This window comes from Curtobacterium sp. MCLR17_054 (assembly GCF_003234335.2).
GTDB classification, from domain to species: Bacteria; Actinomycetota; Actinomycetes; order Actinomycetales; family Microbacteriaceae; genus Curtobacterium; species Curtobacterium flaccumfaciens.
Map to the genome: position 1 here is coordinate 26,380 of NZ_CP126264.1, position 22,488 is coordinate 48,867.

Sequence of the window (22,488 nt, forward strand, 5' to 3'; positions counted from 1 at the left end):
GGGCGGTGATCCAGCTGCGGTCCAGCGTTTGGGCGGTGCCGCTGCTACTCACCGCTACCGCCGTCGGGATCACCCTCGTCAGCAGTGCGCTCGGGACCATTGCCCACCTGTCGATCACAATCGCGGCCGTGACCGTGCTGCTGGTCATCCCCGCTATTGGTCGATCCCGTCGCGGGCAGGACCTCTCCCCGTTCCTCCTTGTCCCGACGCTGTTCTCAGCGTTTCAGAACGTGTACCTCATCAAGGTCGCCGGCGTGCTCGCACCGTTCGATCTCCAAGTGACGATCATCCTCAACGTGATCGATGCGGCCATCCTGCTCGTCGGGCTGCTCCTGACCCCAGGGAAGCTGACGGCGGCATTCCCTGACGCACTGACCCGACTGTTCGGCATCGTGGCGGCTACCATCTGGACAGTCATCACGGCGTACGCACTTTTCGCCGTCATCGCGCTTAACGTAGACATCCCCGCAGTTGCGGCGTCGTACCGGAACCTCATCACACCGCTGCTGTTCCTGCTCCTCGGAATCGTCGCGGCTGGCTCAACAGACCCCCGCACCTTCGCGCGCGGCGTCACCGTCCTCTCGGTGGCGCTGGTCGCGTTCGCTCTGGTCGAGACCGTGGCACCGCACTTTTGGCACACCCTCGGGATTTCCGCGCTCTGGCATGCCAAAAGACTTCACACTTTCCCGGGACTCGATGTCCCAACGAACTTCGTTTCCTCCGAACGCGTCGGCGGTGAGCGACTCGTCCGGCGAGGTTCCGCGTTCGCTGACCCAGTGCACTTCGGCACGTTCCTCTTCGCCGCATTCGTGATGGCGTGGTGGCTCCGGAAGTGGGCCGTCGTGATCCTCTGCGCCATCGGCGGGATCCTCGCGATCAGCAAGGGCATGCTCATCAGCCTCTTGGTATTCGCCGCGATCTGGCCGCTGGTGCACGGCGGGCGATTGCTGCGGGTCGTGGTTATCGCCGCAGTGACCGCCGCGGGTGCGGTGTTCGTCATCTACTCGGCGCTGCACTCGACCGGCAGCGTGACGGCACACGTGAACGGTCTCGTCTCTGCGTTCCGGGATCTTCCCGATCACCCGTTGGGTCTCGGCGTAGGACGCGCCGGAGTTCTCGCGGAAGTGTTCGGTGCCGTGCGCACCGAATCGGGCCAGGAGTCGGGGCTCGGCGTCATCGCCGCTCAACTCGGAATCCCGGGCATCATCCTGTTCGTCGCGCTGTTCGGGTTGTTGACCTGGACAACATGGCGCTTCAAAGACCCTCGAGCTCGCGTCACCGGTATAGCCGTGACGCTCGCGTTCGCCGCAAACGCGGCGTTCAACGAAGTAGCACTCAGTCCGAATTCCGCAGCACCGTACTGCATCCTGCTCGGTCTACTAATTACTCGGGATGGGCTCACTCGTCGGAGATAGCCCCATGTGCCCCCGCCTGCACCCTCAGCACGCCGGTCACGCGGGTGCATATCGCCCTCCGCACACTACCTGTTTAGAATATGGACGTGAATGTAACGAATAAATATGCTAGCTGTCGCGAGGGGGCTCTAACGAATTGCCAGTAGTAGCCGGAGACCCCGCACCACCCGTCAGCCTCGCATTGCGATCATCGGTACGCGTGGGTACCCGTCCTACTACGGCGGGTTCGAGACCGCGGTACGGCACATCGCCCTGCACCTCGCGGACGAGGCTGGGACGTGACCGTATATGGCCGACCGGGGCAACAGCACCCGGACAATCCGGCAATCGATGGCCACATTATTCGGAGACCACCACGCTCCTGCAAACAGGTTCCGTCCTGGTCGCACCCTCCAAGCCAGACGGACGCTGGAAGGAGCAGATTGGCTTGCCGATCAAGGAAGCCCTCGCCGCCGGCCTGACCGTGATCACCACCGATCAGACCGGCCTTGCACCATGGCTGACCGAACACGGCCACACCGTTCTCCCGCTCGCACAGGACACGTTCCGTGATCACCTCGCCACCGCGATCGCCGACGCCCTCCGCGCACCCCTAGGGCGTGTCTTGTAATCGGTTGCTCGTGATTCCTGGATGCTGTTGGGGTGCCTCGCTTCCAGTTGCTCTCGGATGCTCAGTGGGTGTTGATCGCTGATTTGTTGCCCGGTCGGACGGGTCGCGCGGGGCGGCCGTTCGCGGACGCCAGGAGCATGGTCGAGGGCATCATCTACCGGTACCGGACCGGGATCGCGTGGCGGGACCTGCCGCGGACGTTCGGGCCGTGGCAGACGGTATGGGCTTGGCATCGCCGGCTCGCTGGCGATGACACCTGGGATATCGTCCTCGACCGGCTCTTGACCGCGGCGGACGCGGCCGGGCAGGTGGACTGGTCGGTGTCGGTGGACTCCACGATCGCCCGTGCGCATCAGCACGCCACGAACATCACCCGCACCACAGGGGGCTTCATCGAATTACACGGATCCTCGGTCCGAGCCGCCTGACCACGGGTTCGGCCGCTCCCGCGGCGGCCTGTCCACGAAGGTGCACCAGCTCGTCGACGGGCACGGGCTGCCGCTGGTGACACTGATCACACCCGGGCAGGCCGGCGACTCACCGATGCTGCTGCCCCTGCTGGCCGAGCTTCGCGTCGCTCGGCCAGTCGGCCGGCCACGCACCCGACCCGAGAAGCTCCGCGGTGACAAGGCGTACTCATCCCGAGCCATCCGAGCCCATCTGCGCGGTCGCGGCATCGAGGCAGTGATCCCGGAACCCCGCGACCAGCAAGGACACCGAAAGCGGCGCGGATTCCGCGGCGGCAGACCCGTCACCTACGACCCGATCGACTACAAACAGCGCAACGTCATCGAGCGCGGCTTCTGTCGGTTGAAGCAGTGGCGAGGCCTGGCGACCCGGTACGACAAACTCGCGATCGTCTACCGCGCCGCCGTCGTCCTCAACGCCGTCATCGCCTGGCTCCACCAATTGCAAGACACGCCCTAGTGGTGTGTGCGGTCGTCCTCGACGTCCGCCCGGATCACCGCGAGCGCGAACCCGCGCCGGCCGCGGGTTGCCCACACCGCGATGACGGATGTGACCGCCAGTGCGAACGCGAGGAACGCGGAGAAAGGGACGTCGGCGGCGAGCAGTGCCGTCCACCCGCCGGAGCCGAGCGCCCAGCGCACCACGCGCTTCCCGGTCCTTGGTGTCGGGGCCGGACGGAGCCGGACGACGTGCTCACCGAGGGTCCGACCCGTCGCGAGCACGATCACCAGCTGCGCGAATGGGGCGACCAGTGTGCCGGCGGTGATGAGCGTCCCGAGTAAGGGGTCCTGGTCGTCCCTGCCGGCGACCGCCCACACCAGGGCGGTCCCGACGCTCAGCGTGCCGGACAGGAGCCAGATCGCCAGCACGTCGGCGAGCATGCCGGAGAACCGTCGTGCCGCCGTGACCGGGCGTGGCCCGTTCGCGTCGGTCGTCCGCCCCGACCCGGCGAGCAGCCCCACGAGCGGGGCGAGGAGCGTGCCGACCACGGCGCCGGTCGTGTTCGCGAGCAGGTCGTCGACGTCGAAGAGGCGGTACGAGTACGGGTAGAGGAACCAGTCGCCGGTGAGCTGCGTCATCTCGATGAGCAGGGACACCACGAACCCGGCGCCGAGCCCGACGAGCAGGCCGGCGAACACCCGCTTCCGGGCGACCGCGTGCCGGGCGAGTGCACCGAGGGGCACGAAGAGCAGCACGTTGAACAGGACCTGCGCCGACGCCGGGTTCGACAGCAGTGACCGGGGTCCGGAGAGCCCGCCCTCCTTCGCGACGTCCCCGAGGAACGCGAACGGCGTCAGCTGCGGCGAGGCCGCGTTCCGGCACATCGTCGCGACGTCGTCGGGCAGCGGCAGCAGCGTGTAGGTGACGAGCGCGAGGGCGTAGACGAGCGTGCCGAACGCGACGAGCGAGCGTCGGAAGCCGAGGTGTCCGTGACGGCGGTACTCCCACGCCGTCCACGGCACGAGCCGCGATGGCGAGGACGACCCCGACGACGAACGCGATCACGCCTGGCAGCACGGTTCCCATGCGATTGACAGTACTGACTGTCCGGGGGGCGGAGCCGTTGTCAACCGCTCGGAGGACCAGGGATCGTTCCGTCGTCGCACCGCCTGGTACCGGGCGGGGGACGATCCGCGGGCAGTCGGTGAGGATGCTGGTGGCATGTCCGAACGCCACCGTCCCACCGTCCGTCTCCTCGTCGCTGCTGTCGTCGCCGGCTCCGTCGCGGTGCTCGCGACCGAGTGCAGCTTCGTCCAGCAGCAGACGGGCGACGCCTGGTCTGTCACCTACGAGGTCCGCGTCGACCGGCCGAGCGGGGCCGCGCTCACCGACGTGCGGGTCGAGGGCGCCGCCCGGCGCGGTGACGCCCCGGAGGTACATCGGCTGGGAATCCGGGACACGGACACCACCGACGGCGATGGGTCGCGCTGGGAGCACGACGCGATCGTCCTCGCCGAACAGCCCGCCTCGGTTCGGGCGACCCCGCCGGAAGGCGCCACTGCCACGTACCGGATCCTGCTCGACGGGAAGCGCGAGATCGCGAGCGCGACGTCGGCACAGCCGGGTGACCCGGTGCGGTGCTCGGCGAACACCCCTGCGTTCAACTGAGGCCACCGATTGCCGTCTTACGACACGCTCCACAAATACGCAGAGTCGAATATTGCAGAGGTTTAGGCAGTTGCCGGTATCCGGCGAGGGGTGTCGGATCGACATGGGATTGGCTACCGAGACGGAGCTTACAGGCCAACAAAGGTTAGAGAGACGTGGCACTTCCGCTTCCCGGCACCGACGCTGTGCTGCTCGTGATTGCTTCCGGTGGTGATGGCGATCTTGCTAGTCTTCGCGGAGTCTTTGTTCGAGGGGCGAGAGGGCGATCGTGTCGCCATCTCGCCCCTCGAACTGCTGCTGGCTAGAGCGGTAGTGGTGAGATGAGGAGGGTGCTGGCGTACGTGGCGCTGGTCACGGGTGCGCCGCCGGTTGCGCAGCCGAGGATCTGGTTGAGATCATTGCCTGTCCCAGTGCTGATGCGAGTTGCGGTGCTTCCGGCGAACAGGCCGCTGGTGATCTTCCCGGATTGCACCCGGGTGAAGCCGCTGCTGGCTTGGTTGACCATGAGGTTCCACTGCCAGGTGCTGGTCTTGCCGTTGGCCCACTTGATCGTGTACTGGCCCGACGCGGTTTGTAGGAGAGACAGGCAGGAGATCGGCTTCTGTGTGGGTTTACTCGAGTCGATCTTCGCCGACCCGCCTGTGCTGTCTCCAAGACCCACGCACGGTCCGTACTGCGACGTCGTGGTGGACTGTTGGATAGCTGGAGTGAGGGTCAGTCCTGGGCTGTAGGTCTGGTGCTCCTGACCGATGGTGCAGGACACGGTTGTCAACGGAGCCGCGGACGCTGTTGTGCTCACGCCGAGCGTGCCGCCGATGCCTGCGAGCAGCATGGCTGCAGCGAGAGCAAGGTTTTTCCGCATGGTGTTTCCCCTGATCTGGTCCCAGCTCCGCGGTGACCTGCACCGCTTGCCTTCCCGATGAGGCTGTGCTGGATAGACATAGGATGCGCCCGAGATTCACTCGTGTAACGGTTTTTCGTCGCTCGTGCGCGACGCGGATACCCGAGGATCGCGGGATGCTCTGGCTAGGGCGTGTCTTGTAATCGGTTGCTCGTGATTCCTGGATGCTGTTGGGGTGCCTCGCTTCCAGTTGCTCTCGGATGCTCAGTGGGTGTTGATCGCTGATTTGTTGCCCGGTCGGACGGGTCGCGCGGGGCGGCCGTTCGCGGACGCCAGGAGCATGGTCGAGGGCATCATCTACCGGTACCGGACCGGGATCGCGTGGCGGGACCTGCCGCGGACGTTCGGGCCGTGGCAGACGGTATGGGCTTGGCATCGCCGGCTCGCTGGCGATGACACCTGGGATATCGTCCTCGACCGGCTCTTGACCGCGGCGGACGCGGCCGGGCAGGTGGACTGGTCGGTGTCGGTGGACTCCACGATCGCCCGTGCGCATCAGCACGCCACGAACATCACCCGCACCACAGGGGGCTTCATCGAATTACACGGATCCTCGGTCCGAGCCGCCTGACCACGGGTTCGGCCGCTCCCGCGGCGGCCTGTCCACGAAGGTGCACCAGCTCGTCGACGGGCACGGGCTGCCGCTGGTGACACTGATCACACCCGGGCAGGCCGGCGACTCACCGATGCTGCTGCCCCTGCTGGCCGAGCTTCGCGTCGCTCGGCCAGTCGGCCGGCCACGCACCCGACCCGAGAAGCTCCGCGGTGACAAGGCGTACTCATCCCGAGCCATCCGAGCCCATCTGCGCGGTCGCGGCATCGAGGCAGTGATCCCGGAACCCCGCGACCAGCAAGGACACCGAAAGCGGCGCGGATTCCGCGGCGGCAGACCCGTCACCTACGACCCGATCGACTACAAACAGCGCAACGTCATCGAGCGCGGCTTCTGTCGGTTGAAGCAGTGGCGAGGCCTGGCGACCCGGTACGACAAACTCGCGATCGTCTACCGCGCCGCCGTCGTCCTCAACGCCGTCATCGCCTGGCTCCACCAATTGCAAGACACGCCCTAGACCGCAGGGCTTGGCAGCCCTGCTGACGGGATCGGGTCTGCTGCACGGATAGGCGACGGTTCTAGTCACGCCGCCAGTACGACGTTCGTCTTCATGATGGTTTCGAACTCGATGGGTCGTCAATCGGCCGAGGCGGGCCTGACGGCGATGCCGATGGTAGGTCCGTTCGATCCACGTCACGATTCCGATTCGTAGTTCTTCACGCGTTGCCCACGCGCGTCGGTTCAGGACGTTTTTCTGCAAGAGCGCCAAGAAGCCCTCTATCGCGGCGTTGTCACCACAGGAAGCGACTCTGCCCATCGATCCGACCATGCCGTGGCAGGTGAGTGCCCGACGCAGCTTCCGGCTCCGAAATTGCGATCCTCGATCCGAATGCAGGACACAACCGGCCACGTCGCCACGCATCCGGACCGCGTTCTCTAACGCCGAAACTGCCAGCTGCGACTTCATTCGGGGAGTCGATCGAGTACCCCACGATGCGTCCGGAGTAGGCGTCCTTGACCGCGCAGAGGTAGAGCTTGCCCTCCGCGGTGGTGTGCTCGGTGATGTCGGTCAACCACAGCCGGTTCGGCGTCGCGGCGGTGAACACGTGCCGGACCCGACCATGCTCGTCGGTCACCGTGCACAAGTCGTCGTGGACTGCGGGGCGGGCTTATCGTCCCGGCGTCACGGCCGACCGCGCGAGCGATCTCGCGGGCACCCTTGCCCTGCACGTTCAGCAGCCTGATCTCCTCCCGTTCAGCGACGAGAGGTAGCGGGCCGAGGGCTGCGGGTTGATGTCGAAGGTGCGATACCGCCAGCGTGACGGAACCGCCGCGCGGCAACCGCCGGAGCCACGCCGACAACGAGCGCCGCTTCTTCGGCGAGCAGCCCTTTCGTGAGCTGCCCCCAAAGCGCTACCTCGATCGCTCGCTGGAGCTTTGGATGCCCCGGCGACCGGAGCTTCGGACGAATCGCCTTGTCTGCTGCCGACGGACGAAGAAACACCTTCAGGTCAAGGTGTTGCGACGACCGGTTGAATCCGCCTTGCGATCCCCTGTCCGAATGCAGGACGCACCCGTCCACATCGCCCCGCATCCGGACCGCGTTCTCCAACACCGTCACGGTGAGAGCGGAAGTCCCGCGGGAAGCCCAGCGATGGACAGAGGGCGCGGCGTCCACTTCGGGGTGTGCAGCCTCCGCCTTGTAGACGGCACCCGCGCTCGTCGGTGTGGTTGTAGCAGAGTTCTGGTGGCGACCCTTCCGGCGGGCTGCGAAGCGAGGCGCCTGATATCAGCTGTTGGTGATGGTTTCGGCGTGGGTGACGATGCCGTGCCAGTCGATGATGGAGTCTTCGTGTTGGAGGTGGAACTGGGCTTGACTGCGGACGCGTTGTTCCGCGTCCTGGATAAGGGGGTTACCAATAAGGGCGGCGAGTTCCCCGAACTCGTCGTTGAACTGAAGTTGCGCGTCTCGGTCGTGCTCACGGAGTCGGGGCAGTAGCTTGCTCATTTGTGTGCGTGTGGTGGTGAGTTCCTGCGCGGGGACGCGGTCGAGGTGGGCGATAACGAAGCCGCGGATCATGTGCATGTATTCCGCTGCGCGGGCGTAGGCCTCGGGGGAGCGTTTCGGGATGCGGGTGTACCGGTTCGGTGCCATCTCGATCAGCCCGTCCGCGGCGAGTTTCGCGATCGCCTCCCGAATCGGTGTCCGGGATACCTGTAGCCACGCCGTGAGTTCGTCATCGTTGAGGCGTTCTCCTGGCTCGAGTTGCCCGTTTAGGATCTCATCCCGGATCCGAGTGTAGGCGACGTCGCGGATTAGTTGGCGGGGTTCGTCGGCTGCTGGGTTTTTGGGCACAGGCATGCATCGAATATTAGTGCGTACTAACGGAATGCGGGCGTACTGCTGTCGGCTTGTCGGGCAGCGGTGCGGGGACGTTGGCGGTGCGGTGAGGTGCGGGGTTGAGGATTGGGGTGATCAGGTTGACCAGGCGGAGTGCCATGTCGTCGGCGATGTGTTCGCCGTCGGCGCGGATGGCGGTGCCATCGACGACGGCTGGGCATGAGCCGGCTGAGGTGCAGAACCAGTCAAGGTTGTTGACGACTACCGCGTTGACGCGGTCGCGTTCAGCGGCCGTGGCGGCATTTTCTGCTTGGAGGCGGGGTCTGGCTCTGTTGTTTAGCGGTTCGGTGCAGTTGGTGAGTCCGGTTGGTTTGGTAGCGCACATGGTGATGTTGGCGGCGTTGGGCGGCGGGGTGAGGAACACCAGGCGATCGACGTGTCCGGCGAGGCGCTCGATGAGGCGCTCGGTGCCGGCTTGCCATTCCCGCGTCGCGGCGGCGCCGGTAGCGCCGCTGGAGAGGCGGCCAAAGGTGGCGTCGGTGGTTGAGATGACGACTAGGTCGGGATCGGCTTGGGTGACGGCGTGCAGTGTGGCGGCGCGGCGCGTACGGCACTGGTCGGGGAAAGCCGTACTGGCGTTCCATGATTCGGTGTCGACATCGACCACGGTGCAGCCAGCGTTCGAGGCGATGGAGAGGGCCCATTGGTCGCGTGGGAGCGCGGCGCGGACGGCGTCGGCCCATGCGGCTGCGGTGGAGTCGCCGATCAGCCACGCGTGTTTTGTGGCTCCGGGCACGGTGTCGGTGCAGACTTTCGGGTCCGCGCCCTGATCGGTATTCGTTAGGCAGCTTCGGAGCTTGGAGGAGGCGTGCTGCACGCCGACACGTTCCACGGCGGCGGGGTCGAGGTGACCGTCTGTTGCGGTTCGGAGCGCGTGCTCGAGGGATGCGGTGTTGAACGGGCGCTGGGGGCCCTGGGGTGATTCTGCTGAGGTCAGTATCCCGGCTAGGACCGCCTGGTCACGCACGATCGGCGCGTAGAACTGCAGGCCGACAGAGGTAATGACTGTGATGGCGAGGACGGGGGCCACGAGCGCGGACAGTGCGACGCGGGGCCGGGTCGCGGGGTGTTCGAGTGATCCGAGCCAGGACGAGTTGCGTGCCGGTACCTCGATCCAGTGGTGGCTCGCCGCTGCGAGGGCGACGCTGACCGTGATCGCGAGGATTCCCTGCAACATCCCGAAGCCCCAGAAGAGCCCGAAGGTGGCCACGGCGGGGAAATGCCACAGGTAGAGCGCGTACGAGATCCGGCCCAGGTAGCGGCTAACGGGATTGGTCAGCACGACCGGAACCGCGGCCCCGGCACGGTGCCCCACGAGGGCGATGAGGGTGGTGCCGAGCACGGCCGGCAGCGCACCGGGCCATGGCACGAGGTTCTCGTCCTGCAAGATGACGGCGGACACGACGATCGCGGTGAGGCCGACCAAGATGCCGGTGCTGCCGACGGCGCGGGGCACCTCCCGGAATCGCGGCGCGATGATCGCGGTGAGGCCTCCGAGGCCGAGTTCCCAAACCCGGCCGATCGTGTCGAGGTAGAGAGCGCCGGGGTTCGTCGCAGCACGCAGCACGCAGTATGTCATGGAGCCGAGTACGGCGAGGGTCAGGGTGGCCGTAACGAGCGTGCGGTACAGCTCTGGCCGACGCAGGAGCCGCATGATGAGCGCGCAGACAGCCACGACGGTCGGGAGTGCGATGTAGAACTGCTCCTCCACCGCCAACGACCAGTAGTTCTGCAGGGGTGACGCTCCGGAACTCGCCGCCTGGTAGTTCGTCAGCGACCGCATCAGATGCCAGTTCTCAACGCCGGTCAGTGATGCGAGAGCGTTTTGGAAGACAGAGGCACGCGCCGGGGCGAGCAGCAGTGGGGCGAGCACGGTGACCGTGACCACTACGACGGTCACCGCAAGGGGCGCCAGACGGCGGATGCGTCGGACCGCGAATGCACCGAGACGCACCTTGCCGTCCCGCTCGACATCACGCAGCAGCAGCCCCGTGATGAGGAAGCCGGACAGGACGAAGAACACGTCTACGCCGAGAACGCCGCCAGGCAGGATGCCGAAGGCGTGGGTGAGAACCGGGAGTGCGACAGCGACCGCACGAAGCCCTTCGATGTCAGCACGAAAACGGGTTCGCACGATCTCCTCCAAGTCGTCTACTTATACATAAGACATATTGGTGCGATGCCAAGCAACGTTTCTCGCGTCCCCAGCGCGGGTGTAGGCCGCCGGTGTCGCAAGGTCAGTCTGATCGGTGGTGACGATGGTTGGGCCGTGGCGGCGCCGGTCACCTCGAGTCGCGATGTTTGATACTATCAGGTAGAATATACTGTTAGTTCAGTACTTGAATGCCTAGGAGGCTGCATGCCCGAGCACCACGCCGAAACCCGCTCCGCTGCGAAAGCGGCCTCGGAGCGTGAGGCAATGCGTGCGCCGCGCGAACGGCGGCGAACTACGCTGCCGCGGAAGCGTCCTTTTCTAGTCGCGCTGGTCGCCACCCTCGGTTCGCTAATCGGGATTGCTGCGGTCGTTGCTGTAGTAGCGAGTGTCTTCGTGGGTGGTCTCGCGCATAGGTATGACGAGGGTAAGAGCGTGATCCGGAACCCGTTCCCGTCTGGTGCTCGCCCTGCAACTTCGGCTGGAGCGGCAAATATCCTGCTCATCGGCTCTGATTCGCGCGCGAACGCCGACCCCGACGGGGATCATGCAGTGGGTCGGCGTTCTGACACGCTAATGCTTGCCCATGTGCCGGCAGATCGGACGGGTGTGTACCTCATGTCGATCATGCGTGACTCGTGGGTTGAGGTTCCTGGGCACGGGATGGCAAAGATCAATGCTGCGTACTCGTGGGGTGGGGTCCCTTTGGTGGTCCAGACCGTGGAGCGACTCCTGGACGTCCGGGTCGACCACGTGGCTGTGATCGATTTTGCCGGCTTCACGGGTATGACAGATGCCCTGGGCGGGGTCACCGTGAACTCCCCGAAGGCGTTCACCGCGCGGGGCCACGACTTCAAGGTAGGCGCGAACAGGCTCAACGGCGACGCAGCCCTGGCGTTCGTCCGTGAGCGGTGCGTATTCGCCGACGCGGACCACACACGCGTGCGGAATCAGCAGGCATTTATGCGCGGCATCCTGAATGGCCTACTGTCGAAGGGGACCATTACGAACCCCGGGCGTATGCAAGATTTTGTCACCGCGACAAGCGAGTACCTTGCCGTCGACGAGGGCCTGGATTTCCGGACCCTCCTCGACCTCGGTTGGTCCCTCCGCAACGTGCGCAGTGTTGACTTGCACACGTTTACGATGCCGACCGCAGGTGGCGGGACCTCCCCAGACGGGCAGTCCTACGTCGCCATGAACACAATCGCAATGAACTCGTTATCCCAGTCGCTGCGCTCCGACGACCTGGCGGGTTGGCTTGCGGAGAACCCGCAGTAGCAGCCGAGGGCATCAAGTCGTCCCCTGCAGTGCTTGATCGAGACTCGTTATGAGAAATGCTCCTTTTGGGTGACGGCAGTATTCGCATCCCCGGGAACCGGTATCTCCGCCGGTGTTCGTGAGCGTGTTGCCGGGTGAGTTTGCTTCGCGTGCCGAGAACTATTTGAGCGTACTTGACACGACCAGTGCGTCTGCCGGCAGCCGCACTCAAAGATCTGGTTGAGTTTCTTGAGATCGGTATGACCAACTTATCCGAATGGTTTCGCTCACCCCGAACCGCTGCTGGCTGACGCGCTGGCAGCCTGGTCGCTTGTTCGATGTTCTGCAGCAACGTCATCTGGCCGACTAAGCCCCCTCCGACCGCCGAGTGATTCATCTCGAAGGAAGCGATCCGACGCGGACCCGCATCTGGCTGGATGCCCGCGTTCGAAGCGGGGTGGAAGTCGTGATGGGCTCAACTATGGCCCGTAGGGACCGATCCGTTAGCTGCAGCCCAAACCGGCACCGCGCCGCCCATTTCGAAGCCGTCGTTGGCGAACACGGGAACTGCTTGGTGGCGCGACATGCCGGTCATCCGCCCTCGAGAAGCAGTTGGGCAAGCCGCAGCTTGCCCAGCAGGCGTGAACGGGACGTTAGCGTTTGCGGAAATTGTCCGATGACGAGGTGTTGGCGTAGTGCCCCGAACTGCCCCGGAGGTCCGTCACCCGGGGCAGCGCTGAAAATCCTGGAGGGCTTCAAGCCCCTATCCTTTAACCATCTCACCTGCGCCTTTACCTCCTCTAGATTTCTGAAGAGTCACTCTTGTCCTGTTGGAGTCATGCGCATGGTGACCATAAACGGGCTTTGTCCTAAACGGGGGACGACCATGTCGGCCGTAATGCGGACGCCCAGTCCGGCTCAAAATGTTGGTGCAGCAAGCCGAGAAACCTGAATGTTTAATGCTATCTTGGATGCATGCCAGTGCCAGGGTGTGTGCCGATGCCTCGGCGACTACTTCGCGAAGTGGCCGTCGACCGGATCCGTGATGCGATTTTGGACGGGACGTTGGAGCCGGGAGAGCCTCTTCCGGACGATGAGCTCGCACAGTGGCTGGGGATGTCACGCACTCCAATCCGCGAGGCGCTTGCGCTGCTTGCAGTGATCGGGCTTGTCGATATTCAAGCAAACCGCATTACGCGTGTGGCGTGTCGGTCGGATCGTGCACTCGATGAAGCCGCACGTTTTCTGGAATGCCTGCATGCCCTCGCGTTAGACTGGGCGCCACCATTGCTCACTGCAGCGCACCGCGATCGCTTGATCGATGCTGGGGAGGAGTTGCTGGTCAAGGTGCGGGCCCACGACCCGGTCGTTCACCGAGAGATGTTAGAATTATTCGGAATTCTTGCTCGGCATTGTGGTAATTCGCCGCTCATTGGCACGGAGTCCAGCATTCGCCAACGGGTGATATTTCTTGCGGGGCAGCCGAGGGAGTTTAACTGGGGGTGTTTGGAGCAGAAGATTATTCGTCTCCGCGCTCGGCTGGCAGTTCCTGGCTCATCCGGCATTGTGCCGATGGTACCGGGTGACGGTGGGTGGCGGGGAGTCGGCGCGTGCTTTCTGCCGGAGTGTGGCGGGGTTTGCCACGGACTCAATCTGAGGGCAGCCGGGCGGGGTGGGGCTGGCGCTGAGTGTGTCCAGCCCCCCGAGGCGCGATGAACCTTCCCTGCAGCAGAGCACGGACGTGTTCCCCTCTCGCATCAACAGCGGGCAGCTATCGCGCAACATGCGCACCAACCTCGTCTTCTTCCCCGTCGAGTGCGAGATGCCAACCTCTCGCGTCGCGACTTGATGCTCCACCCACGTGCCCGCGACTCAACAAACCCTGCCCGCTTCGCAGACATTGGCCGAGCTCCCGTCTCCTTCTTCACCCGACGCGACGACACCCGTTCCAACACAACCTCCAGCATCCCGGAGCGTTGCAACGATCAGTAGAAACCGCCTCCGCACTCCGGGGTGATTCTTCACGCGGCAGCGTCATCGAGTGCGTCCAGTGGCCCGGGTGAGTATGAACCGTGCCTGCAGCGGGCGGTGCGGGTCAGGTGTACGAGGTCACGCTGGGTGGTGCTCCTAGGGCGTGTCTTGTAATCGGTTGCTCGTGATTCCTGGATGCTGTTGGGGTGCCTCGCTTCCAGTTGCTCTCGGATGCTCAGTGGGTGTTGATCGCTGATTTGTTGCCCGGTCGGACGGGTCGCGCGGGGCGGCCGTTCGCGGACGCCAGGAGCATGGTCGAGGGCATCATCTACCGGTACCGGACCGGGATCGCGTGGCGGGACCTGCCGCGGACGTTCGGGCCGTGGCAGACGGTATGGGCTTGGCATCGCCGGCTCGCTGGCGATGACACCTGGGATATCGTCCTCGACCGGCTCTTGACCGCGGCGGACGCGGCCGGGCAGGTGGACTGGTCGGTGTCGGTGGACTCCACGATCGCCCGTGCGCATCAGCACGCCACGAACATCACCCGCACCACAGGGGGCTTCATCGAATTACACGGATCCTCGGTCCGAGCCGCCTGACCACGGGTTCGGCCGCTCCCGCGGCGGCCTGTCCACGAAGGTGCACCAGCTCGTCGACGGGCACGGGCTGCCGCTGGTGACACTGATCACACCCGGGCAGGCCGGCGACTCACCGATGCTGCTGCCCCTGCTGGCCGAGCTTCGCGTCGCTCGGCCAGTCGGCCGGCCACGCACCCGACCCGAGAAGCTCCGCGGTGACAAGGCGTACTCATCCCGAGCCATCCGAGCCCATCTGCGCGGTCGCGGCATCGAGGCAGTGATCCCGGAACCCCGCGACCAGCAAGGACACCGAAAGCGGCGCGGATTCCGCGGCGGCAGACCCGTCACCTACGACCCGATCGACTACAAACAGCGCAACGTCATCGAGCGCGGCTTCTGTCGGTTGAAGCAGTGGCGAGGCCTGGCGACCCGGTACGACAAACTCGCGATCGTCTACCGCGCCGCCGTCGTCCTCAACGCCGTCATCGCCTGGCTCCACCAATTGCAAGACACGCCCTAGCGGGAAGAGCAGCCGCGATATCCGCCGCAACCTCAAGCGCTACATCAGCCGCCAGATCTTCCGCCAACTCAACGCGAGCACTGCTCGACAACAGGCATAGAAGAGTCATTTTGGGAGTTGTGACTGGGCAAAGTACGCCGCCGCCCTGCGGAGGATCTCGTTCTCCTGCTCGAGGAGCCGGATCCGCTTTTGGGCTTCCCGCAGCTCCGCCTGCTCAATCGCTTTCGCCGACGGCACCGCTGCAACACTGGTGCCGTCCTCACGGTCCGCGAGCTGCAACCAGCGGGCCAGGCAGGACTCGGAGACACCGAAGTCCTTCGTGACCTGCCGCACTGACGTCTCGCCCTTCCGGGCGACCGCGATCACATCACGGCGGAACTCTTCCGGGTACGCCTTCACCATGACTCACGCTAACGCCCCGTTCACTCCGACGGGCAGGGAACGTCTTGCTCGGCTGATCGTCATCGATGGTTGGCCGTCCGTCGGGCCGCGGAACGGTTCCAATGCTCGCCCGCGACGGCAGCGAAGTGGGCCGCCCGGTATCGTGCTGGTGCCTCGATGCGAGATCGATCGTCTCGTCCGGTGAGTAGTCCGAGCCGGCTCCCCACACGGCTGGAACGTCGTACCATGCGCGTTACGCATCACCGCCGGTGGGGGCCGCACCGGATCGCGTTCCACCTGCATTTGGCCCGCTCGACAGTCGGATGCGTCCTGGCCCGGTTCCGGATGCCGCTGGTGCGCAACATCGACCAGACGACCGGGCTGCCGGTTATATTATCTCCGGATCTTCACGGCGTATTCCAGGAACGGCACGAGCGCCGCCCGGCGGCTTTGTCAACTTGATTTATGACCACTTGTCGGACGTGGCCCGCGCCGCCGAGGTGCGTGGCGCTCCCTGCTGCCGGGACCGTGCCCGTGGTTGGTCGGATGCTTGTGCTTGTGACCGGATTTATCGCCGTCGCGGCCGTCGGTTGAGTTGATGGCGTGCCACCGACGGAGCGACGGCGAGCGGGGTGGCGTGGCCGTGCCGTCGGTGTCGCGGCCGTGAGACACCACTTCGAACGACACTGCGGGCGTCGGTCGGAGGAACGCGGAAGCCACGACGAGCGCGGTGACCGCCAGTACAGCGCACACGACTGGGATCGCCGCGTGGCCGACCGACTGTGCGAGCGCTCCGGTGGCCGCCGGACCCACCAGGAACCCGGCGTACCCGGCGGCGGTCACCACCGGCACAACCGCGGACGACCCGGTGCTGCGCGCGGCGGCCTCGGATACCAGGAGTGGGAATGCGACACCAGTCCCCGCACCCCAGAGCGCGACGGCGACCGGGAACGTCGTACCGTCCACCGCGACGACGACCAGCCCGGACCCGGCGACCAACAGTGCCGCCCGGAGTAGTACAACGCGGGACCACCGCCTGCCGGCGAGGTGCACGACGATGCGGCTCACCAGCACTGACGCGGTGAAGCTGAGGTAGACCACGGCTGGCGACGGGCCGCCGGACCCGACAACGCGATCGGAGGCGAGGATCGGCACCCATGTGTCACCGATCCCCTCGACCGCGGCGGCGAGCGCGAGCACCACCCCGAGGGATGCAGCGGCGGACCACGGGAGCCGATGCTCTGCCGGTCCGCTCGGCGTGGGGCGGATGTTTGACAGGTGCCCATCGGCCACGCGTAGTGCCAGCAGCCCGGCCGACGCCGCGGCCACGCACAATCCGACCGGGATGGCGGCGCCGGAGCGTCCCATGCTCGCGTTGGCGAGCAGCTCGAGCACGGCTCCCGCCACGAGCCCGGCGCTGAACCCGGCGTGCAGCAGGGGCAGGAGTACCCGTCCGGTCCGCTGCTCGACCGCGCCGCCGAGAACGTTCGCCGCGACGTCCGCGGTCCCGATGCCCAGTCCCAGCACCACGAGCGCCATGGCGAGCACGGTCACTGAGCGGGGGGCCGGCGCCGCCTGCAGCAGGACGGCTCCAACGACGATCGCCGCGGCGGCGACCGAGAGCAACCGAGCAGCGGGAACGCGCCGCATAGCGCCCGAGCTGATCGCGAGTCCTGTGCAGCACGACGTGCTCAGTGCTCCGGCGAGTAGTCCGGTATCGCGGTCGGACAGCGCGAGCACCGCGCGGAACCACGGCAGCTGCATCGCCCACAACGCTTGCGCGACACCGCACGCCACGAAAACGACGAACACCCCGAGTACGCCAGCACGATCCCGTCGATGCACGAACCCTTTCCCTCCTGTCCCTGGTAGAACACCTCGACGACAGTGTGCAATTTTAACGGTTAGTTGACGATGCGCGAGTCGCGATCGAGAACACCGGTGCTGCCGCCCGCCTGCAGCTGCGCGTCGTCACCGGCGTACAGGACTCCGTGTTCGCCGCCAGTCTGCCGCTCGGCCTGGTGCTCCCGAAAAACCTCACCCTCCCCACGATTTCAGCAAGTAGGAGACCCACCATGAGTGTCTGGGGCACCCTCCCGCGGTTCCCGCGCAGCGCCGACCACGCCTTCGCCACCGTCGAAGCAATGCGAGCCGAACCCGTCCCGCAGCCGACGTCGCGTGGGTTCCGGGTCCGCGGCGGCGGCGCATCCACCGTCCTATCAGCGGCACCAGAGTTCCGGGGCACCTCCCGGCAGGTGTGCGGTCTGCACCCGTTCGGCGTCGGCTCCGGCACCCCGATGAAGGGTGCGCCATTGGGGAAGCATCAGGACACGCAGGCGACGGTGTGCTGCGACCCGATCTCCTGGTTCCAGGACGGGAAGTTCACGGCAATCCGTCCGCGTTCGTCCTCGGCCTCGTCGGGCTCGGAAAGTCGACCATCATCCGCCGGTGGATCATCGCCCTCGCCCCGGCCGGTGTCATCCCGCTCGTGCTCGGGGATACCAAACCCGACCATGTCGGTGCGATCGAAGCGATCGGCGGGGAAGTGATCACCGTCGGGCCGGGCCGGGCCGGGACTTCATGAACATCCTCGACCCCGGCGAGCCCCGCACCGCGACCCGGCAGCTCGAAACCACCGCCGCAGCCCAAGAGCGGGCAGCCCGCACCGCCTGCGACACCGCACCCACCCTGCACGGCGGCGAGCTGGAAGCCGCATGGCAGCTCGTCCGGGACACGGAGACGGAAGCTGCTCGGTTGCGGGGGTCGGCGCGGGAAATCCGCGACGACGCACGTGCGCCGGTTGACGATGGTGATGTCGCTGACCATGATCACCCGCGGAGCCTCCTTCATGGACAACACCGAAGAAAGCATGGTCTCCGCCGCGCTCCGCGTCCTCGACGACCCGCTCGACCGGGCGCCGATCCTCCCGGACCCCTTCAAACTGATCCGGGACGGGCATCCTCGGGTGCGGGGGATGGCGTACGACGGCGGCGACGCCACCTACCGGCGGATCTCCCAGAAACTCGAAGCGTCCCTCGCCCGGCCCTGCTCCGAGGACGGCACGGTCGGGTTGGCTTATGGGCGTAGAAGGATCGGCCATCCTGCCGGGTGAGGGCTCGAACCGGTGCGATTGTGGCGGTGTGATCGCGACGACCTCGCCGGTGATCGCGGTCGACGCGATTGCGTGTGGGAGGGCTCCACCCGCTGGTCATCCCCGAACCGGTTCACATGACCCAACGTTCGGCTTCGGCAAGGAGGTGGTTCCACCCAGGCACCGCATGAAGCTCCGACACCGTCGCGACAATCTCAGCAGCCACCTTCGCCTGATCGAACTCCGCAACCGGTGCCCGGCCCGTTCAGCAGCCTACTGCTCGCGCCGCTTGGCGTGACGCAACCGGTCTCCGGTCTGCTGCACCTGAGCGGTGTGGTGACTGACCTTGCGGTTACCGATGATGCCTGCCGCACGCTGTTTGAATCCGGCCAGCACCTCGCTGAGGGGCTGTCTTGGGCTTGTCAGGGCGAGTCTCGACGGTGGCTTACTGAGAAGCTGCACGCGTGCATTCGCGCCAGGCGTGTGACCGTGCTCGGCGCGATACTCACGTTCGACATGCGTGATGAGCTTCTTGATCTGCTGACTGCGGGCCGAAAACGTGTCGATCAGGCGTTGGTTGAAACTAGCTATCCCATGATATGTGAGAATGTTACATTCTGAAGTGGGTGTCCGTACATCGGTGCAAATGTAGTCATCTTGCCAAACAGTATTTTATGTTGCAGACTGGTGGGGCTCGTCCGCTGCTGACATGGCCCAGGGTTGCCGTAGTCGGGGCGGCGGGCTGGCGTTCCCCTTCTCATTCATCCCTGAGCGGAAGAAGATATATCCGTATGTTCAAGACCAAGAAGAGCAAGGTCACCGCTGGTGTGATCGCTGCGGCGCTGGCTGTTGGTGCTGCTGGTATCGGCGCGGTGACGACGCTGAACACGACCCTGACGGGCAACCACCTCACGGCCGTGGCGCCGGATCCTACGTCCCCGCCGACGGGTGGTCTGGTCTCGATCTCGGGTGCCCCGCTGGTGAAGGAGTTCGATGGCACTGAGTACAACCAGCTGGCGGAGAGCACCTGGACGCTGACGAACAAGGGTGACAAGGCGGCGCCGTTTGACGGTGTGCTGCAGCAGCTGAAGGGTTCCGATCCGGCTCTTGCTGACGCGCTGACGCTGCAGTTCGGTGAGCAGAAGGGTTCCGACACCGTCTGGCACGACGCCGGCACTCTCGCGGACCCGGTCTCTTACGACGAGGCGCTTTCCCTCGATGACAGTGAAGCGCTGGTCCCGGAGAACGATGGGACCGTCACGATCCCTGTGCGGGTGGTCCTCGCCGACCCGACCGTGCTCCCGTATGACGGTGCGAACCCGGACAAGAAGTTCACTCTCGACGCGAACTTCGTCGTCAACTACACCGACCCCAACACCACGTCCGGCAAGTAATTACCCGCTTCCGGGATGCCGTGGGGTAGCTCGGTTCCTCACCTCCACGGTGATCGGTGGTCTTGGCTCGCTCCGCGCCAGTCCAAACCACCCCCGTGCGGTGAGGTGCATGACCGGGCGGGGGGTTCGCTTTCGGGTAGCGCACTCCCCGCCCCTCTCGCCACTTACCGGACACCTCGTCTCACGTAGATCGCTAGATCAGCTGACCATTGGCGCTGGATGGCTGCGCGGCGGTGGTGTTTGTTACCCGATGTACTGCGCTCGTAACCGTTTTCCGTGACCCGAACTGGAGATCCTCGTGGTGGTACTACGTGCCCTGACCCGCACGATCGGCATCCTGCTGCTGGCCCTGCTTGCCCTGCCACTGACATGGAAACTCGTTACTGGTGACGTGTACGTCACGGTCATCGGGCACTCTATGGAACCTACCTACCAAGTCGGTGACGTCCTCGTGGTGCAGCAGCCCACCGGCACCGAACTCCGCCACCGCGGACAGGTCGTCGTGGTCCGCCTTGGCAACGGCGCGAACAGTCCCGAGTACGTGCACCGTGTGCGCACCCCCACCGCAACCGGTGCGTGGCTCAAGGGAGACAACAACCCCGACCGGGACCCCACCCTCGTCCGCCAAGACCACGTCATTGGCACCCCCCGCATTGCCCTCACCGGCCTCACTGGGCACCTCTTCACCATCCTGCAGACCTGGCCTGCCCGCGCCCTCCTCGCCATCACCGGCCTACTCCTGCTCCTCACCCCGCTTCGACGACGCATCAGTAGTGACATTGACCCACAGCTGATGCCCGCCGACACCGAAGGAGCAGCCTCATGACCACCGCCAAAACCCGAGCTCGCTACTCACGAGCGCGACTCATCCTCCCGACGCCGACGTTCTTCAAACGAGTTTTGGCAGCAATTTCCACTGTCGGGTTGGTACTTGTTTTGGCACTGACCCACTCGCCTGTGGCTGACGCGGCAGGGGTTAGTAGCACGCCGGGAGATCCAGGGCAAAAAAATGGGCTCTTATCTATCGACCTTTCTGACATTAAGCCAAGTCAACAAGGGCAATTTTTTACCGTCACCGCCCCAAAGGGCGCGTTGATATCCCGACCGAGAACCAGCTATCCCTGTACGCGCACCGACACCGGCGCGAGCCTTCCTGGTGACAGCAGCATATTCGTCTCCGAAATCAAATGCGGATACCCGTATTCGAATAATCAGTTTGGTACGTATGTTTACCCCGTGCAGCTCCCTGCCGGCTTAAGTCCCGGTGATGCAGTTGGCCCCTTCAGGTATTCAATCGTCGCCGCCGGCTCAGCCGTGTTGGATTCTGGAACCGCGTATGTCCCGGTCGGACCATTCGCCCGGCCTGGGCATGTCGGGCAGGCAGACGGAGAATTCAGCGTCTATCTTGGGTCCGTCGCACCTAGCGTCAATGCGACGTTTCTCACGGTAACCGCGCCGGAGGGTTCGTTGATATCTCGACCGCAAACTGGGTATTCGTGCGTCCGCACGGATACTGGTGAGTTGCTACCCGCTGGTAGTGTGAATTTTGTGCGTGAAATCAAGTGCGGATCTGACACCGCTGGGAATCAATTCGGGATGTTTAGGTTCCCGGTGATGGTAGATGGCGTAGTAAAGCCGGGAGTGGAGCTACGCGGACTCCGCTACGTGCTCGTTGACCACCAAGGCAATGAGCTGCGTGTTGTCAATACGGCCTTCCCAGTGGCAGCCTTAGAGAGGCCTCTCATTGAGGCCCCGACGCCCGGAATGGTTACGAATGATCCAACTATTTCATTCAGGGGTAGCGCTGGACTCCTTCCAGGAGTAAGTCAATCGGTGGCACTAACAAACCAGCGCGGCGAGGTGATTGCGGACACTCCCGTCGTTGACGGCCAATGGGATACTGGGCCACTCGCTCTTTTTGATGAGGGCAGCAATACCGTTTATGCGACTGCGCGGCTAAATGGGGTCGAGTCGGAGCAAGCAGTCGTGAATTTCAACGTGGACACAGTTCCACCTGCGGCGCCAGTAGTTACCAGGCCAACGGATGGCGCCTTGCTGAACACTGCGTCGCCGACGATTTCCGGCTCGGGTGATGAGGGTGATGAGGTCACGGTGACGGATGGAGATAAGGACACGATCTGTACTGCCACTGTCAAGGACAGTACTTGGTCGTGCACGCCCACTACTGTTTTCGCTGACGGGACTTACACAATGATGGCGACCGCTGCGGATGCGGCGGGAAACACGGCGGACAGTGCTCCTGTGAGGTTCACGGTGTCCACGGTTCCGACGATTACGTCGCCAGCGGATGGTTCCCTGGTGTTGCCGGTGTTGTCGGCGGTGTCGGGAACGGTGCCGGGGCAGTCGTCGGTGCGGGTGTTTGATACCACTGATGGTGATGTTGACGCGTCGGATTCGACGCTGTTGGGGTTGGCCGATCCGGATGGTGATGGCAAGTGGAGTGTTCCGCTCACTGCACGGTTGAAGGTTGGGGAGCGGGTGTTTGTGGCGTGCGCACCGAACGATAGTTGTGATGCGGTGCATGTCACGGTGGTGGAGCATGGGCCGAGTTCGTCGGTCACGATCACCGGGAAGGTGCAGCTGGTGCCTTCGGGTTCGGACCTGCACCAGCACACGCGCCAGCGTCAGCAGCGGGGGGCGCGGTGAGTGCGGTCGGGGTT

19 protein-coding genes and 4 pseudogenes are annotated in these 22,488 nt (G+C 64.9%); 15 read left to right on the forward strand and 8 right to left on the reverse strand.

Annotated elements, in window-relative coordinates; genetic code table 11:
- The first annotated feature begins 5 nt into the window (after positions 1–5).
- The 3 genes from DEJ08_RS18180 to DEJ08_RS18195 all read left to right on the forward strand — a co-directional run bounded on the left by DEJ08_RS18180 (position 6) and on the right by DEJ08_RS18195 (position 2,952).
- On the forward strand, positions 6–1,415 hold the full coding sequence (locus DEJ08_RS18180) for a hypothetical protein (protein ID WP_146248554.1): 1,410 nt from the start codon (positions 6–8) through the stop codon (positions 1,413–1,415).
- Positions 1,416–1,614: 199 nt separating this feature from the next.
- The gene (locus DEJ08_RS18975) at positions 1,615–2,025 is read left to right on the forward strand and encodes a glycosyltransferase (protein WP_502869462.1); all 411 of its coding nucleotides are present in this window, start codon (positions 1,615–1,617) and stop codon (positions 2,023–2,025) included.
- A gap of 32 nt (positions 2,026–2,057) precedes the next feature.
- A protein-coding gene (locus DEJ08_RS18195; protein WP_284180522.1) for an IS5 family transposase occupies positions 2,058–2,952 on the forward strand; the annotation gives its coding sequence in 2 pieces (ribosomal slippage) (positions 2,058–2,408 and positions 2,410–2,952; 894 coding nt in all).
- On the opposite strand, the gene DEJ08_RS18200 is transcribed toward DEJ08_RS18195, so the two are convergent.
- Positions 2,949–3,956, reverse strand: a complete 1,008-nt coding sequence (locus tag DEJ08_RS18200) for a VanZ family protein (protein ID WP_111055744.1) — start codon at positions 3,954–3,956, stop codon at positions 2,949–2,951. The genes DEJ08_RS18195 and DEJ08_RS18200 overlap by 4 nt on opposite strands.
- Positions 3,957–4,155: 199 nt before the next feature.
- Between DEJ08_RS18200 and DEJ08_RS18205 the strand changes: the two genes are divergently transcribed.
- Complete coding sequence (locus DEJ08_RS18205) at positions 4,156–4,602, forward strand: hypothetical protein (protein WP_111055745.1); 447 nt, start codon at positions 4,156–4,158, stop codon at positions 4,600–4,602.
- A 301-nt stretch (positions 4,603–4,903) separates the two neighbouring features.
- Here the strand turns inward: DEJ08_RS18205 and DEJ08_RS18210 are convergent, their stop codons facing one another.
- On the reverse strand, positions 4,904–5,434 hold the full coding sequence (locus DEJ08_RS18210) for a hypothetical protein (RefSeq protein ID WP_146248608.1): 531 nt from the start codon (positions 5,432–5,434) through the stop codon (positions 4,904–4,906).
- 244 nt (positions 5,435–5,678) lie between these two features.
- On the opposite strand from DEJ08_RS18210, the gene DEJ08_RS18215 reads away from it, so the two are divergent.
- Positions 5,679–6,573 (forward strand): IS5 family transposase gene (locus tag DEJ08_RS18215; protein WP_284180522.1). Its coding sequence is split into 2 segments (ribosomal slippage): positions 5,679–6,029 and positions 6,031–6,573, totalling 894 coding nucleotides; the frame shifts between segments, so codons are not numbered across the junction.
- Positions 6,574–6,638: 65 nt separating this feature from the next.
- Here the strand turns inward: DEJ08_RS18215 and DEJ08_RS18220 are convergent.
- The 4 genes and pseudogenes from DEJ08_RS18220 to DEJ08_RS18230 all read right to left on the reverse strand — a co-directional run.
- A pseudogene (locus DEJ08_RS18220) lies at positions 6,639–7,219 on the reverse strand (IS3 family transposase); the annotation flags it as partial.
- Between the two features lie 4 nt (positions 7,220–7,223).
- Positions 7,224–7,560, reverse strand: a pseudogene (locus DEJ08_RS18980) (helix-turn-helix domain-containing protein); the annotation flags it as partial.
- A 285-nt stretch (positions 7,561–7,845) separates the two neighbouring features.
- Positions 7,846–8,418: a GntR family transcriptional regulator gene (locus tag DEJ08_RS18225; RefSeq protein WP_111055727.1), complete on the reverse strand. Its 573-nt coding sequence runs from the start codon at positions 8,416–8,418 to the stop codon at positions 7,846–7,848.
- 10 nt (positions 8,419–8,428) lie between these two features.
- Positions 8,429–10,603: an acyltransferase family protein gene (locus DEJ08_RS18230; RefSeq protein WP_111055728.1), complete on the reverse strand. Its 2,175-nt coding sequence runs from the start codon at positions 10,601–10,603 to the stop codon at positions 8,429–8,431.
- Positions 10,604–10,816: 213 nt separating this feature from the next.
- Here DEJ08_RS18230 and DEJ08_RS18235 point away from each other — a divergent pair, with 213 nt between their 5' ends.
- The 3 genes from DEJ08_RS18235 to DEJ08_RS18245 all read left to right on the forward strand — a co-directional run bounded on the left by DEJ08_RS18235 (position 10,817) and on the right by DEJ08_RS18245 (position 14,941).
- Positions 10,817–11,890 (forward strand): LCP family protein, encoded by a 1,074-nt coding sequence (locus tag DEJ08_RS18235; protein ID WP_111055729.1) that lies wholly within the window; start codon positions 10,817–10,819, stop codon positions 11,888–11,890.
- A gap of 978 nt (positions 11,891–12,868) precedes the next feature.
- Positions 12,869–13,585, forward strand: a complete 717-nt coding sequence (locus DEJ08_RS18240) for a GntR family transcriptional regulator (protein ID WP_258367326.1) — start codon at positions 12,869–12,871, stop codon at positions 13,583–13,585.
- A 461-nt stretch (positions 13,586–14,046) separates the two neighbouring features.
- A protein-coding gene (locus DEJ08_RS18245; protein WP_284180522.1) for an IS5 family transposase occupies positions 14,047–14,941 on the forward strand; the annotation gives its coding sequence in 2 pieces (ribosomal slippage) (positions 14,047–14,397 and positions 14,399–14,941; 894 coding nt in all).
- A 108-nt stretch (positions 14,942–15,049) separates the two neighbouring features.
- Here DEJ08_RS18245 and DEJ08_RS18250 read toward each other — a convergent pair.
- A pseudogene (locus DEJ08_RS18250) lies at positions 15,050–15,343 on the reverse strand (transposase); the annotation flags it as partial.
- On the opposite strand from DEJ08_RS18250, the pseudogene DEJ08_RS18255 reads away from it, so the two are divergent.
- Positions 15,342–15,712, forward strand: a pseudogene (locus DEJ08_RS18255) (leucine zipper domain-containing protein); the annotation flags it as partial. The pseudogenes DEJ08_RS18250 and DEJ08_RS18255 sit on opposite strands and share 2 nt — an antisense overlap.
- Positions 15,713–15,775: 63 nt before the next feature.
- On the opposite strand, the gene DEJ08_RS18260 reads toward DEJ08_RS18255, so the two are convergent.
- Positions 15,776–17,086: an MFS transporter gene (locus DEJ08_RS18260; protein WP_181439093.1), complete on the reverse strand. Its 1,311-nt coding sequence runs from the start codon at positions 17,084–17,086 to the stop codon at positions 15,776–15,778.
- A gap of 580 nt (positions 17,087–17,666) precedes the next feature.
- On the opposite strand from DEJ08_RS18260, the gene DEJ08_RS18265 reads away from it, so the two are divergent.
- The 6 genes from DEJ08_RS18265 (at position 17,667) to DEJ08_RS18290 (ending at position 22,474) form a co-directional block, all read left to right on the forward strand.
- Positions 17,667–17,906, forward strand: coding sequence for a hypothetical protein (locus tag DEJ08_RS18265; protein ID WP_146248597.1), 240 nt, complete (start codon positions 17,667–17,669; stop codon positions 17,904–17,906).
- A 228-nt stretch (positions 17,907–18,134) separates the two neighbouring features.
- Positions 18,135–18,434, forward strand: a complete 300-nt coding sequence (locus DEJ08_RS18270) for a hypothetical protein (protein WP_146248598.1) — start codon at positions 18,135–18,137, stop codon at positions 18,432–18,434.
- A gap of 231 nt (positions 18,435–18,665) precedes the next feature.
- Positions 18,666–19,034 (forward strand): hypothetical protein, encoded by a 369-nt coding sequence (locus tag DEJ08_RS18275; protein WP_220035482.1) that lies wholly within the window; start codon positions 18,666–18,668, stop codon positions 19,032–19,034.
- Positions 19,035–19,204: 170 nt separating this feature from the next.
- Positions 19,205–19,807 (forward strand): hypothetical protein, encoded by a 603-nt coding sequence (locus DEJ08_RS18280; protein WP_111055702.1) that lies wholly within the window; start codon positions 19,205–19,207, stop codon positions 19,805–19,807.
- Positions 19,808–20,105: 298 nt separating this feature from the next.
- The gene (locus DEJ08_RS18285) at positions 20,106–20,633 is read left to right on the forward strand and encodes a signal peptidase I (protein ID WP_181439094.1); all 528 of its coding nucleotides are present in this window, start codon (positions 20,106–20,108) and stop codon (positions 20,631–20,633) included.
- Entirely contained in the window at positions 20,630–22,474 is a 1,845-nt protein-coding gene (locus DEJ08_RS18290; protein WP_146248599.1) for an Ig-like domain-containing protein, read from the forward strand. The genes DEJ08_RS18285 and DEJ08_RS18290 overlap by 4 nt, the downstream gene beginning before the upstream one ends.
- Positions 22,475–22,488 lie beyond the last annotated feature (14 nt).

Bases quoted from the DNA above. Each gene is read 5' to 3' on its own strand.
- DEJ08_RS18240 (WP_258367326.1), top strand. From the start codon at position 12,869: ATGCCTCGGCGACTACTTCGCGAAGTGGCCGTCGACCGGATCCGTGAT.
- DEJ08_RS18235 (WP_111055729.1), top strand. From the start codon at position 10,817: ATGCCCGAGCACCACGCCGAAACCCGCTCCGCTGCGAAAGCGGCCTCG.
- DEJ08_RS18225 (WP_111055727.1), bottom strand. From the start codon at position 8,418: ATGCCTGTGCCCAAAAACCCAGCAGCCGACGAACCCCGCCAACTAATC.
- DEJ08_RS18205 (WP_111055745.1), top strand. From the start codon at position 4,156: ATGTCCGAACGCCACCGTCCCACCGTCCGTCTCCTCGTCGCTGCTGTC.
- DEJ08_RS18290 (WP_146248599.1), top strand. From the start codon at position 20,630: ATGACCACCGCCAAAACCCGAGCTCGCTACTCACGAGCGCGACTCATC.
- DEJ08_RS18210 (WP_146248608.1), bottom strand. From the start codon at position 5,434: ATGCTGCTCGCAGGCATCGGCGGCACGCTCGGCGTGAGCACAACAGCG.
- DEJ08_RS18270 (WP_146248598.1), top strand. From the start codon at position 18,135: ATGTCGCTGACCATGATCACCCGCGGAGCCTCCTTCATGGACAACACC.
- DEJ08_RS18260 (WP_181439093.1), bottom strand. From the start codon at position 17,086: ATGCAGCTGCCGTGGTTCCGCGCGGTGCTCGCGCTGTCCGACCGCGAT.
- DEJ08_RS18280 (WP_111055702.1), top strand. From the start codon at position 19,205: ATGTTCAAGACCAAGAAGAGCAAGGTCACCGCTGGTGTGATCGCTGCG.